11 protein-coding genes are annotated in these 15,069 nt (G+C 41.2%); 6 read left to right on the forward strand and 5 right to left on the reverse strand.

Annotation, left to right across the window (positions count from 1 at the left end; translation table 11 throughout):
* Positions 1-960 precede the first annotated feature (960 nt).
* From PSE7429_RS03055 to PSE7429_RS03075, 5 genes are all read left to right on the forward strand, one after another.
* Positions 961-1,482, forward strand: a complete 522-nt coding sequence (locus PSE7429_RS03055) for a phycocyanin subunit beta (protein WP_009625584.1) — start codon at positions 961-963, stop codon at positions 1,480-1,482.
* Between the two features lie 90 nt (positions 1,483-1,572).
* A complete protein-coding gene (cpcA, locus tag PSE7429_RS03060) occupies positions 1,573-2,061 on the forward strand; it encodes a phycocyanin subunit alpha (protein ID WP_009625585.1) in 489 nt (162 codons plus the stop codon).
* Between the two features lie 280 nt (positions 2,062-2,341).
* The gene (locus PSE7429_RS03065) at positions 2,342-3,160 is read left to right on the forward strand and encodes a phycobilisome linker polypeptide (RefSeq protein WP_009625586.1); all 819 of its coding nucleotides are present in this window, start codon (positions 2,342-2,344) and stop codon (positions 3,158-3,160) included.
* Between the two features lie 202 nt (positions 3,161-3,362).
* Positions 3,363-4,232: a phycobilisome linker polypeptide gene (locus PSE7429_RS03070; RefSeq protein WP_009625587.1), complete on the forward strand. Its 870-nt coding sequence runs from the start codon at positions 3,363-3,365 to the stop codon at positions 4,230-4,232.
* 32 nt (positions 4,233-4,264) lie between these two features.
* Entirely contained in the window at positions 4,265-4,495 is a 231-nt protein-coding gene (locus PSE7429_RS03075; protein ID WP_009625588.1) for a phycobilisome linker polypeptide, read from the forward strand.
* Positions 4,496-5,236: 741 nt separating this feature from the next.
* Here the strand turns inward: PSE7429_RS03075 and PSE7429_RS03080 are convergent.
* Positions 5,237-5,689 carry a hypothetical protein gene (locus PSE7429_RS03080; protein ID WP_040687107.1) on the reverse strand — a complete coding sequence of 151 codons (453 nt, stop codon included), beginning with the start codon at positions 5,687-5,689 and terminating at the stop codon, positions 5,237-5,239.
* A 310-nt stretch (positions 5,690-5,999) separates the two neighbouring features.
* On the opposite strand from PSE7429_RS03080, the gene pyrE reads away from it, so the two are divergent.
* Positions 6,000-6,563, forward strand: coding sequence for an orotate phosphoribosyltransferase (pyrE, locus tag PSE7429_RS03085; protein ID WP_009625590.1), 564 nt, complete (start codon positions 6,000-6,002; stop codon positions 6,561-6,563).
* Between the two features lie 57 nt (positions 6,564-6,620).
* Here pyrE and PSE7429_RS03090 read toward each other — a convergent pair whose 3' ends face one another.
* The 4 genes from PSE7429_RS03090 to PSE7429_RS03105 all read right to left on the reverse strand — a co-directional run bounded on the left by PSE7429_RS03090 (position 6,621) and on the right by PSE7429_RS03105 (position 14,989).
* Entirely contained in the window at positions 6,621-7,430 is an 810-nt protein-coding gene (locus PSE7429_RS03090) for a prohibitin family protein (protein ID WP_009625591.1), read from the reverse strand.
* A gap of 120 nt (positions 7,431-7,550) precedes the next feature.
* Positions 7,551-9,836, reverse strand: a complete 2,286-nt coding sequence (gene recJ, locus PSE7429_RS03095) for a single-stranded-DNA-specific exonuclease RecJ (RefSeq protein ID WP_009625592.1) — start codon at positions 9,834-9,836, stop codon at positions 7,551-7,553.
* A gap of 119 nt (positions 9,837-9,955) precedes the next feature.
* Positions 9,956-11,113: a hybrid sensor histidine kinase/response regulator gene (locus PSE7429_RS03100; protein ID WP_009625593.1), complete on the reverse strand. Its 1,158-nt coding sequence runs from the start codon at positions 11,111-11,113 to the stop codon at positions 9,956-9,958.
* A gap of 504 nt (positions 11,114-11,617) precedes the next feature.
* Positions 11,618-14,989 (reverse strand): PAS domain-containing protein, encoded by a 3,372-nt coding sequence (locus PSE7429_RS03105; RefSeq protein WP_009625594.1) that lies wholly within the window; start codon positions 14,987-14,989, stop codon positions 11,618-11,620.
* Between the last annotated feature and the right edge of the window lie 80 nt (positions 14,990-15,069).

Below are 15,069 nucleotides of genomic sequence, written 5' to 3' on the forward strand. Positions count from 1 at the left end.
AATCACCCCAATCCTTTATGCTGCAATAAATTTACATCTTTAGGCTCAATTTTTTTAATGAATAACCCCTGTTAATTTCTTAACAAAACTTTATTTAAGTAAGTGGGCTTAATTAAATAAAGTGAGTTCGGGATAATTTGAAACTGGCTTTGAGAAAGGGTTTGCGTAGCAAACCCTTTCTCAAAGTTCAAAAGTAAAAGCCTTGCGTAGCAAGGCTTTTACTTTTGAACTTTGAGAATTCGCCAGTTTAATCCGAACTGACGTTAACTTTGGCTGAGCGGAGTCGGAGCCACAGGTACTTTAATTAATAGCAAGTCCCTAACATAAGCGGTGACAGTTATATCTCACTCCTTGATTGATGGTAATAGCCTACAAAGTGCTTAACAATTATTTATTTAGGTTTAAAATTGTTAATAGATTGTTGGTGAAAATTAATAGATTAAAAACTATGAAAATAATTAATCTTTGGTAATCTTTGGGCAGTAGGAAACTCTTTAGTAAATTAAAATGGCTCAAAAAAATTTCTTTGTTATTAAACTTTATATAAAGAAATAAGATCGAATGCAAAGAAAGCTTAACAATAATGGATTAGGTAGAAAAGCCTATATCAATTGGCTGATAAGGTTTACAGGGAAACTGAATTTTCTTTACTTAACTACATATTTAGCGCTTCTTGATTTGCACAAAATCTGCACAAATTAGTTGTTTTAATCGCTTTATCCAAAAGCTACGGAACTAAAAAAGATTTAATTAACCTGATTAATCAGCCTTAATTAGCCTTAATTAGTTCTATTAAGTAAATTGATCAAAGTTGATTTATCGCTTTAGTCTTTATCGCTTTAGTCAATGATGCTTAGAATCTATTTGTATTGGGTATTTGCATTAATCAATACCTAAGAAAAAGATTTAGCTAGGAACGATTCGCGATTTATACATCATTTAAAAAAGGAGATTCTTTAAATGGCTTTAGATGTTTTTACTAAGGTAGTTGCTCAGGCAGATACTCGTGGAGCTTATATTGCTGATTCACAAATTGATGCGTTGAAGCAAGTAGTTGCAGATGGCACCAAGCGTTTGGACGTAGTTAACCGCATCACATCTAACTCTTCTGCAATCGTTACCAATGCAGCGCGTTCTCTATTTGACGATCAGCCTCAATTGATCGCTCCTGGTGGAAATGCTTACACCCACCGTCGTATTGCTGCTTGTATTCGCGACATGGACATCATCCTTCGCTATGTCACCTATGCAATCTTCACTGGCGATGCCAGCATTTTGGAAGATCGTTGCCTCAATGGTCTACGTGAAACCTACAGCGCATTGGGCGTACCTGGTGGATCTGTAGCTGTTGGTATCGAAAAGATGAAGGATGCAGCGATCGCTATTGCTAACGATCCAAACGGTGTAACCCGTGGTGATTGCAGTGCTCTTATCGCAGAAGTAGCTAGCTACTTTGACAAAGCAGCCGCAGCAGTAGGCTAAGCCTGAAATTCTCTCAGAATATTTTTTGCAATATTTTCTTTTTCTCGAAATTTCACAACATCCATATAAATTTTCAGAGGTACATTGAGCATGAAAACCCCTTTAACCGAAGCAGTTTCTACAGCAGATTCTCAAGGTCGTTATCTTGGAGTTCCTGAATTTCAAGCAGCATTTGGTCGTCTACGCACCGCCGCAGCTAGCCTTGATGCAGCTAAAGCAATCAGTGCTAAGGCTTCTAGCTTGGCTGAAGGCGCAGCAAACGCTGTTTATCAGAAATATCCTTACACCACCCAACAACAAGGCAACAACTTCGCTTCTACCCCTCGTGGTAAAGCTAAGTGCGTTCGTGACATCGGTTACTACATCCGTTTGGTCACCTACAGCCTAGTTGCAGGTAGCACTGGTCCTTTGGATGATTACCTCGTCAGCGGTTTGACCGAAATCAACCGTGCATTCGACCTTTCTCCTAGCTGGTACATTGAAGCTTTGAAATACGTTAAGGCTAATCATGGCTTGAGCGGCGACGCAGCTTTAGAAGCTAATTCCTACATTGATTACGCCATCAATGCCTTGAGCTAAGGTTTTTCCTCCTAATTCAGAAATAGAGAATCAGGAAAACCCCGAAGACGGTAAGTCCGCCCCCACGGGGGTGTGCTTACCGTCTTTGTCTTTTAAGATATAGCGATAGATGAGCTGTGCGTTGCATTGCGGTTTTTCCTTTGGCTGTGTCAATTAGTGTCCTATAAACTAGACCGATATAGTATTTCCAGTTTTCAAGTTGTCTGAGACAGCTTGAAAATTTCGATACAGAATTAAAAAATTTTCAAAGATTATTTAAAAACTATTGAGGAGCTTAGATATGACAAGTTCTATGGCAGCAACTCGTTTGGGTTTTGAACCCTATGTGAATGTATCTCCTGTGGAGTTGCGTTCAAATTGGACAGGTGCAGATGTTGTTACCGTGATTGCTGCTGCTAATCGGCAGATTTTTGGTAATGATCATTTGATGCTGTCGGAGCGTCTAACCAGTGCTGAGTCACTACTTGCCAGTGGCAATTTATCTGTACGTGAGTTTGTGAGAGCTTTGGCTCAGTCGGAGTTGTATCGGAATAAGTTCTTTTCCTCGACTCCACAGGTTCGCTTTATTGAATTGAACTTTAAGCATCTATTGGGTCGTGCTCCTAATGATGAAGCGGAAATTACAGAACATGTAAATCGCTATATCGAAGAAGGGTATGAAGCAGAAATCAATTCTTATATTGATTCTGATGAGTATCAAGAGAATTTTGGAGAAGCGATCGTTCCTTACTATCGTGGCTTCGCAACGCAACGCGGTCAGAAGAATGTCGGCTTTAACCGTATGTTTCAACTGTATCGTGGTTATGCTAACAGCGATCGCGCCCAAGGGAAAAACAAATCTACTTGGTTGAGTGAAGATTTAGCTCGCAACGTGGCTAATCCCATTCGTACTCCTCATTTTGGTCAGGGTCTGGCTGGTAATGCTAGCGACGATCGCGGACAGCTTTATCGGGTAACTGCGATTCAAGGCGATCGCGGTCGGACGACCCAAATTCGTCGTAGCGTTACAGAATATTTGGTATCCTATGACCAACTTTCCCCTACTCTACAGAGGCTGAACAAGCGTGGTAGCCGTATTACGCAAATTTCTCTTGCTTAGGGCGATCGCTTGTTTCCTCTTTACTTAATCGATTTCACTTAATCGATTTCACTTAATCGATTTCACTTAGTCGATTTCACTTAGTCGATTCTCCCTAGATTCAGAATAGAAAAAATTAATTAATTTATTTTTTCTATTCTGGTAGGGAGATAAACTGAGGATGTAGGCTTAATTAACTAAACATATTCAAGGAGAATAATCTGTGGCAATTACAAATGCTGCTTCCCGTTTAGGGACTACTGCTTACATCAATGCTAGTCCAACTGAACTTCGCCCTAACTTCTCAGCCGAAGATGCTCAAATTGTGATTAGTGCAGTTTATCGCCATGTATTAGGCAATGACTATGTCATGGCGGCTGAGCGCTTGGTTGCTCTGGAATCCTTGTTGACCAATGGTCAAATTACAGTGCGTGATTTTGTCCGTGGTGTCGCTAAGTCTGAACTATATAAAACTAAGTTTCTCTATCCTAACTTTCATACTCGCGTGATCGAGTTGAACTTCAAGCATCTATTGGGTCGTGCTCCCTATAGCGAAGCAGAAGTGATCGAACACCTCGATCGCTATCAAAACGAAGGTTTCGATGCAGATATCGATTCTTATATTGATTCTGATGAATACGAAGCTAGTTTTGGCGATGCGGTAGTACCTTACTATCGTGGTTTTGAAACTAAAGCAGGGGATCAAACTACTGGTTTTACCAGAATGTTTCGTCTCTATCGTGGATATGCTAATAGCGATCGCGCTCAAATCGAAGGAAATAACTCGAGATTGGCAGCCGAACTTGCTCAAAACAGCGCTTCTGCGATCGTTGGTGCATCTGGTGGTAATGAAGGCTGGGCATACCGTCCATCCCTGAAAGGCACAATGGCAAGTCGTGCCTTTGGTCGTTCCTCTACAGGTTCTACCGATCGTCTTTATCGCGTCGAAGTTGCCGCAGTTGCCGCTCCTGGATACCCTAAAGTCCGTCGCAGTAACCGCGAGTATATCGTCTCCTATGAGCAGCTATCTAGCACATTGCAACGCATCAACAAAATGGGTGGCAAAGTCGCCAGTGTGACCATCGCTCAGTAGTTGTAAAACTTTTATACGGCAAATCTATTTTTATGATATCTTCTACCTCAACCACAGATAATCGCTTCTTTATATACGAAGTGTCTGGTTTGCGCCAAAATCAAGAAACCGAAAATAGCAGCCATGCTATTCGTACGAGCAGCAATATTTTTATGCAAGTTCCTTACAATCGCATGAACGAGAAGATGCGTACAATTACGCGTCTTGGCGGCACGATCGTAAGTATTCGTCCTCTTAACAATCATTTGTCCGCAGACGAATAATTATCCTATAGTCTAAAAAAGCAGATGGAGTAACAATTTCTCCATCTGCTTTTTTAGGACTATGTATCCTATCCATACCAACTGCTTGTTGCTATATATAACGTCAGTTCGGGTTAAGCTGGCAAATCTTAAAAGCCCAAAAGTAAAAGCCTTGCGTAGCAAGGCTTTTACTTTTGGGCATTGAGAAAGGGTTTGCTACGCAAACCCTTTCTCAATGCTCGTTTCAAATTATCCCGAACTCACGTTATATATAGCAACTTATACCAAAACTAAAAATGGCGTAGCCATTTTTGAAATCTCAAAACCTTACTGGGTTTGTTTTTTAATTCATTGAAGTGTTGGCTCACTTCAGTGAATTGGTATTAAGAGATAGCTACTCCCTTACCACCAAAGAAATAGACATACAAAACTAAGAATTAGACGTTGCGGCGCGAAGCGCCGCAACGTCTAATTCTTCATTGGGAAGAGATTAGGACAAATCAAAGCCCCAAAGATGAGTGGCGGCGCTTTGCGCCGCCACTCATCTTTGGGGTCTTGAACCTTACGTTACTATAGCTGTCGCCAAATGTATTAAAGCTCAAAAAGCTATAGCTCACGCGCAGCGTGAGCTATAGCTTTTTGACTCTGGTTTTTAATTATGACCAGCTACCTAGCTATAGATCGCTAATTGGTAAGTAATTAATTGGCGATCGTGGGTAATCAAAACTCAACACAAAAAACTTATTTAGGTAATTTAACCGATTACCATAACGCGGGAACGGGACGAGCAGGTACTGCGGCGGGAACCTCTGGTCTAGTGACAGGAACCACAGGTGCAGGCTCTTCAGGAGCAGCGCAGGCATTAAATCCTTCACTTAACAAAGAGGAACAATAAGAAGTGGGCAAATCACGGGTGCGAATTGTGGCATCGCTGACCGTTTGCAAATCCATCATTTCTCGATTAATTGCTCGAAAAGCATTGACTTGTTGTTCTATCCATTGATCCCTATATTTAAAATTGATATAGGGGGCAGGAATGTTGGGGTCGGAGGTCATATCCAAGACTTTGTTCTGTACCTGAGGATAGGTGGCAGGAAAGTTGCGAGGATATTGATCTTGATCGGTGAGCAAAGGGTCGGCAAAGGCAGCACCACTAGCTAGCAGCGTTGAAGCTGCAACTAGTGATGAAGCAAGCCAAGAGAATCTAGTACTCATATAAATACGCATCCTCAAAGTTGGACGCTGACTAATGTAGCAGATCCAGTCATAAATTGACTGGTTTCGGAAAATTGATATATAGCTAACGCCAATTGTATAGCTGTTGCCAAGTGTACTAGTACACTTGGCAACAGCTATATTTAGGTTATAAAGCCCAAAAGAGAGATATGACGCACCGCGCCGCATCTCTCTTTTGGGCTTTTTGTCATAATATAACTGCCAACAGCAGCTCAATTTTTTGTTGTGAGGGGATAAGCAGCATTTAAACTAAAAAAGTATTTACAAAATCAAAAGCTAAGTCAAAGTTGTGGAACATCCAAATCGCGAACAGTTGCTCGATCTGTTTTGTCGTCTTGCTTATAAGAGTGGCGACTTTATCCTCTCCTCTGGGCAAAAAAGTACCTATTACATCAATGGCAAATTAGTCACGCTACATCCATTTGGTGCTCTGTGGACGGGACAGGTCTTATTAGAGATGTTGCCAGCAGAGACAGGGGCAGTGGCAGGTTTAACCTTAGGTGCCGATCCGATCGTGAGTGCGGTAAGTGTGGTATCGGCCTATGAAAATAGACCAATTCCTGCTTTGATCGTTCGCAAGCAGCCAAAAGGACATGGAACGGCCGCATGGATTGAAGGTCCTGAACTTGTGCCAAATACGAATGTGGTAGTGCTAGAGGATGTGGTGACAACTGGGCAATCGGCATTACTCGCTGTCGAGAAATTACGTGATGCTGGTTACACTGTTACCCATGTATTAACGCTGGTCGATCGCCAACAGGGGGGAGCCGAGCTTTACGCTAAGGAGGGGCTAAAGTTTGGTGCGGTATTTAATATTGGTGAAATACAGAATTACGCCAAGGAACTGCATTAACAAGAAAGAAAAAGAGGGCTTAGCCCTCTTTTTCTTTTGTTAATGCAGTTATTAATGCTACTTTTGCGATTTGGCAATATCTAGATTTAGGAATGGAACTGCACCATTTCCTCCTAATACTTGGGGAAACTTGCCATCCCATTTTTCGATCGCTTGTTTCTGCAATAGTTCTGAAGTTAGGGTCTCGCGTAGAAGGCGTTGGGCTTCCGCTTGCCCCTTGGCGCGATTGATCGTTGCCTCAGCTTCCTGCTCGGCTTCTCTGGCAATATATACAGCTCGCTGAGCGCGTTGTTCCGCAATCTGTTTCTCCTCTACTGCCTTGGAAAATTCGGTTGAGAAATTTAGATCGACTACGCTGGTATCTAGAACGATAATGCCATACTTACTCAAACGTTGACTCAAAGCTTCATCAAAATCTAGCTTAAGCTCATCGCGCTTAGTGATTGCCTCTTCTACGGTGCGTCTTGCCGCAGCCACTTTAAACGACTCTTGAGTTTGTGGGGCAATGATTTTGGAAACAATATTTTGCAAAGTGCCTTGAGTACGGCGGATGGTTACCACCTCAATGGGATCGAGTCGAAAGTTAATTGCAAAACTTGCTGTGAGTTGTTGTAAATCCTTGGTGGAACTTTGGGCGGGGACTTCAAATTTCTGGACGGTTAAATCATAGACATCAACCTGTGAAATTACGGGTGGCTTGAAATGTACTCCCTCAAGTAATACGCCATCCTTAGCTTTTCCTAATATGCTCAGTACACCTGCTTCTCCAGGATTAATAATTACGAATGAATTAAAACTAATAACTGCGAGAATTCCTAATATGGCAACTAGGATTAAGGATTGCCAGCTCGTTTCTTGGTCTTGCATTACTTTTTCCTAATATCTGTGGTTTTCGATCATATAAGTAAGTGGGCTTAATTAACTATAAAACCTAGAACCTACGGCGCACGCTGCGCGTGCGCCGTAGGTTTGAGATCTGGATTTTAATTATTGGGCTAGTTGCTGTAACTGATGATCGAAAAACTGCTGTTGAAAAGTGAGTTCATTGGCTGCTTGAATGAATTTTTGGGATAGGGGTGGAGGAGTTGTATTTAAGGCGATCGCCTCAATACGGATGGTTGGGTTGTCTGGATCTAGTGGGTTATCGATCGCCCGAACCACATAGCCATATTGTTGTAACTCCTCGAAGCCCATTTGCAATATATCGCGATCGCCAATTCCTAACTTGGCAACTAGTTGCGATCGCTTAATCTCTTTACCAGTCCGACTGAGATATTTAGCAATTCCTACTAACGTTTGCCATGCGATCTTGCCATTGATCTTTTGGGGATTGGGATAGGTAAGCGCGAGGGATTGATTGGCTTGCTGAGCGCTAGCGATAATGGTATTGAGATCTTGCCAACTTTGCGGACAGCGATCGCAGATAGTTGTCACTAAATGGCGATCGATTGTGTCATCTTTGCCGCGCCAATCAATAATTTTAAGATTTGCGTCAGCCTTGTTGAAGGATTTCGCAAGGGCAGGTATCTCGTTAGCAAGAGGCGTACTTTGGGCATGAAAATCGATTAGCCTGACATCGTAACGCTTGCGAAAGGCATTATCGACTAACTCGATCACGATATCGCAAGGAGTATCGGGTAATTCGTAGCTATAATGTCCCCACCAATCGCCATGAATCCGATTGCCCTGCCGATCGCTTAGGGTAAATTCTGTTTTGATATATTCAACTTTCTGACCTTTGGGTGTACGGATATTCGCATTGGATATGTCTGAAAAGTGACAATTGCGAACCAATAATCGAGGATAGGAGTTCCCCATCCCAAAAGGTTCTAACTGTTTTAGCTCGTTAAATAAATCTTTGTTTAAATCGGCGATCTCTACTTCTAAATCAATCGTGATTTTCTTACTTTGCAATACTCCATATTGACTCCAGAACGAACGATCAATTGCCTCAATTAATACCTGTAAATTCTCGATCTGAAAGCTCAAGCCCCCCGCAAGGGGATGTCCGCCGAAGCTCTGCAATAGATGCTCTTGACCCTTGAGCAGATCGTAGAGATTGATGCCCTCTAGCGATCGCGCACTACCTTTGGCAAGATCATCCTCAAGGGTGCAGAGGATCGTCGGGCGACCATATTCGGCAACCACTTGCCCTGCTACTAATCCTAAGATGCCCACCGACCATTGCGGATCGACCAAGACAATAATGCCTACGGTTGATAAATCTAGTTGGGCAATTTTGGCTTGCACCTGTTTGAATACTCTTTTTTGGAGGGCTTTCCGCTGAGTATTTGCCATTTCGGTCTGTTCGATCAGCGCTTTACACAACTGCTCATCTTGGGTGGTAAGTAGTTCCACGCATTTTCGTACATCTCCCCAGATCCGACTGACGGCATTAATGCGTGGGGCAATGCCAAAACTAATGTCGATGGGGCGATCGCCAACCCTTTTACATTGCTCTAACAGCATTCGTACGCCGAGGCGCTTTTTTTGACGCAATACTTCAATTCCCTTTTGGGCGAGATAGCGACAGTCTCCCGTAAGCTGCACTAAGTCGGCAACTAAGCCGATCGCCACTAAATCCAATAAATCCTCTAGGGGCTGTTGCGGTACTTCGGGCATGGTGGCATAGAGGGCTTCCATGAGTTTATAAGCGACGGCAACTCCCGACAAATGGAATAATGGATGGTCGCTGTTTAAATAGCGAGGATTGATAATTGCCGTGACAGGAGGACGCTCGTCGGGCAAGGTATGGTGATCGGTGACGATCGTATCAATTCCTAATTCTTGAGCGTAGCTTAGAGCTGCAAGGCTGGTGCTACCCGTATCACAGGTAATAATTAGACTGAGAACCTTGTCTGCGGCTTCACATTGCGATCTCAACTCATCTAATCCCCTAAGGGATATTCCATGAGATTCTTTTAACCGATCGGGAATATAAAAAACTAAGCGATCGCCTTGAGCAAAAAACTGCCCTAATCCTTCCCATAAAACCGATGTAGCCGTGATCCCATCGGCATCAAAATCTCCCCAAATGGCGATCGTTTCGCCTCGTTCGTAAGCTGTTTGGATACGGGCGATCGCGATCGCCATTTCGGGCAAGGCAAAGGCACTAGTGGGTTGATAGGCTTCTATGTCCAAAAATGCGCTGACCTGTTCGGGACTCACAAATCCTCTTTGCCAGAGTAACTGCGCTGCAAATTTACCCACCCTGTCCCGTATCCAAGTCGGTGGATCGATAGAATCTAAAATTTGCCAATTAGTTAAGGTCATATTGCTATCGATAACTTCTTCTCCCAAAATAACCCATGACCTATTTCGGGATTTATACCAAAACTAAAAATGGCGTAGCCATTTTTTAGTTTTTCAAACCTTTAATTATGCCTAGCTACTTAATGCGCAGTAAAAGAAAGTTCTGAAGTTTGATTAGAAGATAAATCATTACAGGGCAAAATAATCGTGAAACGGCTTCCCACCCCTAATTCACTAGTTGCTTCAATGCTTCCGCCGTGCAGTTCGATAATTTTTTTGACAAAGGTCAGCCCCAGACCCATGCCATCATACTTGCGACTATAACCAGTATCGACTTGCTTAAAGGGTTGAAAAATTCTATGTAAATCTTCTTTAGCGATACCAATGCCACTGTCAGTTACTGAGATGCGAACTGGTGTCGTGAAATTAGACTCTCGTTGATATTCTCGCTGATTTTCGCAGGTTAGTTCGAGGATAATATGACCATTTTCAGGTGTAAATTTCACCGCATTATTGAGCAAATGCATTAGAGCCTGAAAAATGCGTCTTTCATCTAAAATCATAGAGGGAATTCCTTCTTGAATTTTCGATTCAATCTTAATTCGTTTGGGCGCTGCGATCTTGGCAACACAACCAAGACAGGTTTGACAAAGTGAAGCGAGCGACATCGGTTCGATGGTTAATTTAAACTCCCCTGCTTCAAGCATGGATAGATCGATCATGTTATTAACTAAGTTTAATAAATGATCACCACTGCTATTGATAACTTGAATTGCTTCCAATTGTTTGGGATTGATCGAACCAAATACTTCTTCCTTCAAACAGTCCGAAAAGCCTAAAATTGCATTAAGAGGAGTGCGAAGTTCGTGACTGACTACGGACAATAATTTCTCTTTGAGGGTGGTTTCCTTTTGTTCGTCGTTTTGAGCGCGATGGGTGGTTAAGGCGATCGCTAATGTGGAAAGGAGTTGCTCTTGCCGAAAAGGTTTAACTACATAGCCCATGGGATTAGTCGATTGGGCTCTTTTTAAGGTTTCTGCATCTGAAAAAGCAGTGAGGTAAACAACGGGAATATCGCAGAAGGATTGAATAAACTGGGCGAGCTTTATCCCATCAATATCTCCTTTGATCCGAATATCTAGAAGAACGAGTTTAGGAGAATATTCTAAGATCTTCTGGATGGCCGTCTGAGCATCAACAGCGATCGCACAAATGGTATAACCTTCGTCACGAAGTATTTGGGCAATATCTTGCGCGACTAGTCTTTCATCTTCAACTATGATTACTGGGATACTCAATACCTTAACCTCGTTCAGAAAGCTGCCTGCAAACCAATCTTGATTCTATGATTCTTTGAGATTCCTATAGGATAACCCAAGTTGCTACCTATCAAAAATCGTCTTAGAACAAGTTGAAAAGAGCCTTGCTAAGTCCTAAATAATGTTGCTTTTATATAAAAATCTAGCATTTTTTGTTTTAACTTTAGTTTTGGATAAATAGGTAGCAACTTGGATTAGGATATTAATCTCAACATAAAATTTACATTCATCTTAGCGTAGAAAGCTGCATGGATAAACAAGTTACTATACAAACTATTGTGATTTCCTAGGGCGATTAGATGCTTGTTATCACATGACTATAATATTTTTTGCCCAAATTTTATATGATTAGTTCAGCATAATTAAAAATAAAACTAGACGGCATAATGCTTGCTATACGGTCAGTACACCCTTCTAGTTTTTAACTTTTTTAGCTACTTAGATAATTGTTCTGCTTTTTTTCTTTTCTTTTCTTTTCTTTTCTTAATGAGTCTTTTGCCACACAGGAAAAATTACTTGAAATTTCGTTCCTTTCTCTCCGTCATGAATCAGAGTCCCTTCTAGTTGTTCTACTAAACTGAATACTAGCTGCATCCCCAAGCTATCCGTATGTTCTAAAATAATATTGGCTGGAATCCCAACTCCATTGTCCGCCACAATCAAATGATATTGCTGTTGTTTTTGTAAAAGCTGAATATTTATTTTGCCAATACCTTTAGGGAAAGCATATTTTAAAGAGTTAGATATTAATTCATTGATAATTAGTCCTAAAGAAATCGAGCGATCTAAGGGTAAAGAAATATTACTTGCATCTATCGTATATGTGATCAATGTAGGGCTTTTTCCATAGCACTGAAATAAATTTACTAGTAAATCAGATATATAGTTATAAAAATTGATTTGATCGAGATCGTCATTGCGATGAAGTTGGGCGTGAAGTAAAGCCATCGATTGAATGCGATTTTGATACTCTTCAACCAAGATTTTGACTTCGGGGGTAGTTTTGCGAAACTGCATTCTTAAAAGGCTAGACATTACCTGTAGATTGTTTTTTACACGGTGATGGACTTCTTTGAGCAATACCTTTTTCTGTTGGAGTTCATTCTCTAGTTGCTGATATAGGATTTCTTTACTAGCAAGCTCGATTTGTACCTGCTGATACAATGTTGCTTGTTGGAAAATAATCGTAAATTGACTAGATAACTGCTTCATTAAATCTATTTCCCATTCCTGCCAATGCCGAGAACTATCGTATTGATGTATGCATATTAATCCCCAAAGTTGATTATTGTTAATGATTGGCATTGCTAACTTAGCTTTAATGGGTGGGGAAATAAGATATTCATTGCCTAAAGATATAACTTTTAATTCCAATTCACTCTCTGATTCTCCATGTAAGACATAAAGTTTTCCCTGTAGATATTCTTTGTATAAATCTTCGGGAACGGTATTATCCCAAACAATGGCATTGAAGATGGATTGCCAAGGTGCAGAGACGGACTCGGCAACAACTAACCTCGTTCCGTTATCTAATACTTGATAAATAAGAGTGCGATCGCCATGGAAAAACTTATGGATTTCGGTAACGGTTATGTTGAGAATTTCCTCTAGTTGGAGAGAAGACCGAATGCGTTGGGTAATGATGCTGAGGAGTTTTTGTTGTGATGTTTGCTCAAGTAATCGAGCCTCAGCAAGCTTTAGTTCGGTAATATCCAGCATAATTCCATGGCGAGCAATATCTCCATTTTTGCGCTTAAATAAGGTCACATTTAGATTTTCGATCCTTTCGGGCATAGAGTTGATTTGTAACCATTTAATCTTGCCTGAAGGGGTAACGATTCGGCATTCATGGTTTAAAGGAGATGCCGAAGCAATGCTATGAAGAGCTGCGTCCCAAAAACCTTGCCGATCGTCGGTGTGGTGATGATCGTAAAGGCATTTGCAGTCTTGGAGTACTTGTTCAGGGGACAATTCATAGATATCCTCGACCCTCGAACTAATATATTCAAAATAATGCTCTCCGTCAGGATTATGAATATATGTATAGATTATTCCAGGAAAACTTGAAACAATCCTTGCGAATCTTTGTTCGCTTGCCAGTAGCTCTGCTTCTACTATTTTGCGATCAGTAATATCATTGGCTGTACCAGTAGTTAACAAGACTTTGCCATTTTTATCGAGACTAAATACCGTATCGAGAGTGTAAAGCCAACGCCAATTCCCATTAGCATGTTTCACGCGATACTCAGACTGAACGACTTCTCCATCAGCAGCAACATTAATCCGTTGAAAATATTGGAAATATACATCCATATCTTCTGGATGGATCAGGCTAAGAAAAAAATCAGATCCCATTTCTTGAATCTCTTCAGGGGTATACCCAAGAACAGATTGCAAATTTTTGTTTGCATAAATGTTTCTTTGCTCTTGGACATTGAATAGATAAATGATCCCTGGTGAAGAGTCTGCAATTTGATTGATGAACCTTTGACTTTCTTCCAGATTTAGCTCTATTTGTTTGCGATCGCTAACATCTTGAGCGTTACCAATAATCTGTTGCACTCTTCCACAATCATCGCGATTAAAAATCGTGTCATAGCTACGGAGCCATTTAATCTCACCATTTGCATTGATCGCTCGATATTCAACTTCTAAGATTTCTTCATCACGAGCCTGACTTAATCGATGGATGTGAGATTCCATGATAGCAAGGTCTTCAGGGTGAATCAGGTTCCGATGTAAGTTATCTTTCATCGCTTGGATCTGTTCGGTTGAATAGCCCAAGATCTTGGCAATTTCTCGATTAGAATAAATATTGCGTTTTTCCTGTAAATCGTATAGGTACAGGATATTGGGTGAAGCATCAGCAATCTTTTGAATAAATTTGAGATTATTTTGTAGTTCGATCTCAGTTTGCTTGTGAGCAGTAATATCACAACAGAAACCAATGTACCCTAGAAAAAGATTATCTTTATTAAATATTGGGACTCCACGATCTATAATCCAACCGTAGATTTGGTCGTGGCGCTTGAGGCGATATTCCATTTCAAAGGATTTTCTCGCATCAAAGGCTTTAAAGTAAATATCTAGACTCATCTCGCGATCGTCGGGATGAATGCCTTCAAGCCAACCATCACCGATTTCTTGCTCTAAAGATCTTCCCGTGTAGTCTAGCCAAGCTTGATTGAAATAGTAGTAGGACTTGTCTGTTCCAGATTCCCGCAGCATAACATGAGCGCGCTCGGCAATGGTATAGAAATATTCTCGATCGTCTATTATTTCTTCAGAAGGCAATGGTGCGTGAGGATTTTTAGACATTGGTGATTTCTGCCATTGCCTTGTAGCAGCAATTTCTTTTTTGGCAATTTCTTTTTTGGCAATTTCTTTTTTGGTAATTTCTTTTTTGGTAATTTCTTTTTTGGCAATTTCTTTTTTTAAATGGGATTGGGCGATCGCATTCCGCAGGGCTGCAAAAATTAATTCCTTCGTTAAAGTCTCTTTGACCAGATAATCTTGATAGTCTTGGGCGATACGAACCATGCATCCTTCATCGTCGGCGTTCACCAAGAGAACTACAGGCACTTGGATAGAATTCAGTTGGCGCAAAAAAAATTCTTTGTCTGGATGCGATTCTTCCCATTCTAAAAATACGCAGTTAGGGGGGGATTGCAAATCAGGCTCTAAAGTTACTAATAGAGATGGATCGGAGTGGAAGTTATGGAAATGATAGCGATCGCTTCGATATTCGATGATGAGGGGATTGGCTGACTCTGAAAAGCCGATGGGGGCAAGAGATGCATAGCTGTCTGCGATTATTAACACTTTCCATTCAGAACTAGCTATGACTCTGTTCATGGGTTTAATTTAAATCAGTTAAACATAATAAATAGTTCGGCATAGTTAAAAATTAAAGTAAGAAAGCCCCTACGCAGACG

It is taken from the genome of Pseudanabaena biceps PCC 7429, assembly GCF_000332215.1.
Classification (GTDB): domain Bacteria; phylum Cyanobacteriota; class Cyanobacteriia; order Pseudanabaenales; family Pseudanabaenaceae; genus Pseudanabaena; species Pseudanabaena biceps.

Coding starts and splice junctions, on each gene's coding strand:
- PSE7429_RS03055 (WP_009625584.1), top strand. CDS start 961: ATGGCTTTAGATGTTTTTACTAAGGTAGTTGCTCAGGCAGATACTCGT.
- PSE7429_RS03065 (WP_009625586.1), top strand. CDS start 2,342: ATGACAAGTTCTATGGCAGCAACTCGTTTGGGTTTTGAACCCTATGTG.
- PSE7429_RS03090 (WP_009625591.1), bottom strand. CDS start 7,430: ATGCAAGACCAAGAAACGAGCTGGCAATCCTTAATCCTAGTTGCCATA.
- PSE7429_RS03105 (WP_009625594.1), bottom strand. CDS start 14,989: ATGAACAGAGTCATAGCTAGTTCTGAATGGAAAGTGTTAATAATCGCA.
- recJ (WP_009625592.1), bottom strand. CDS start 9,836: ATGACCTTAACTAATTGGCAAATTTTAGATTCTATCGATCCACCGACT.
- PSE7429_RS03080 (WP_040687107.1), bottom strand. CDS start 5,689: ATGAGTACTAGATTCTCTTGGCTTGCTTCATCACTAGTTGCAGCTTCA.
- cpcA (WP_009625585.1), top strand. CDS start 1,573: ATGAAAACCCCTTTAACCGAAGCAGTTTCTACAGCAGATTCTCAAGGT.
- PSE7429_RS03075 (WP_009625588.1), top strand. CDS start 4,265: ATGATATCTTCTACCTCAACCACAGATAATCGCTTCTTTATATACGAA.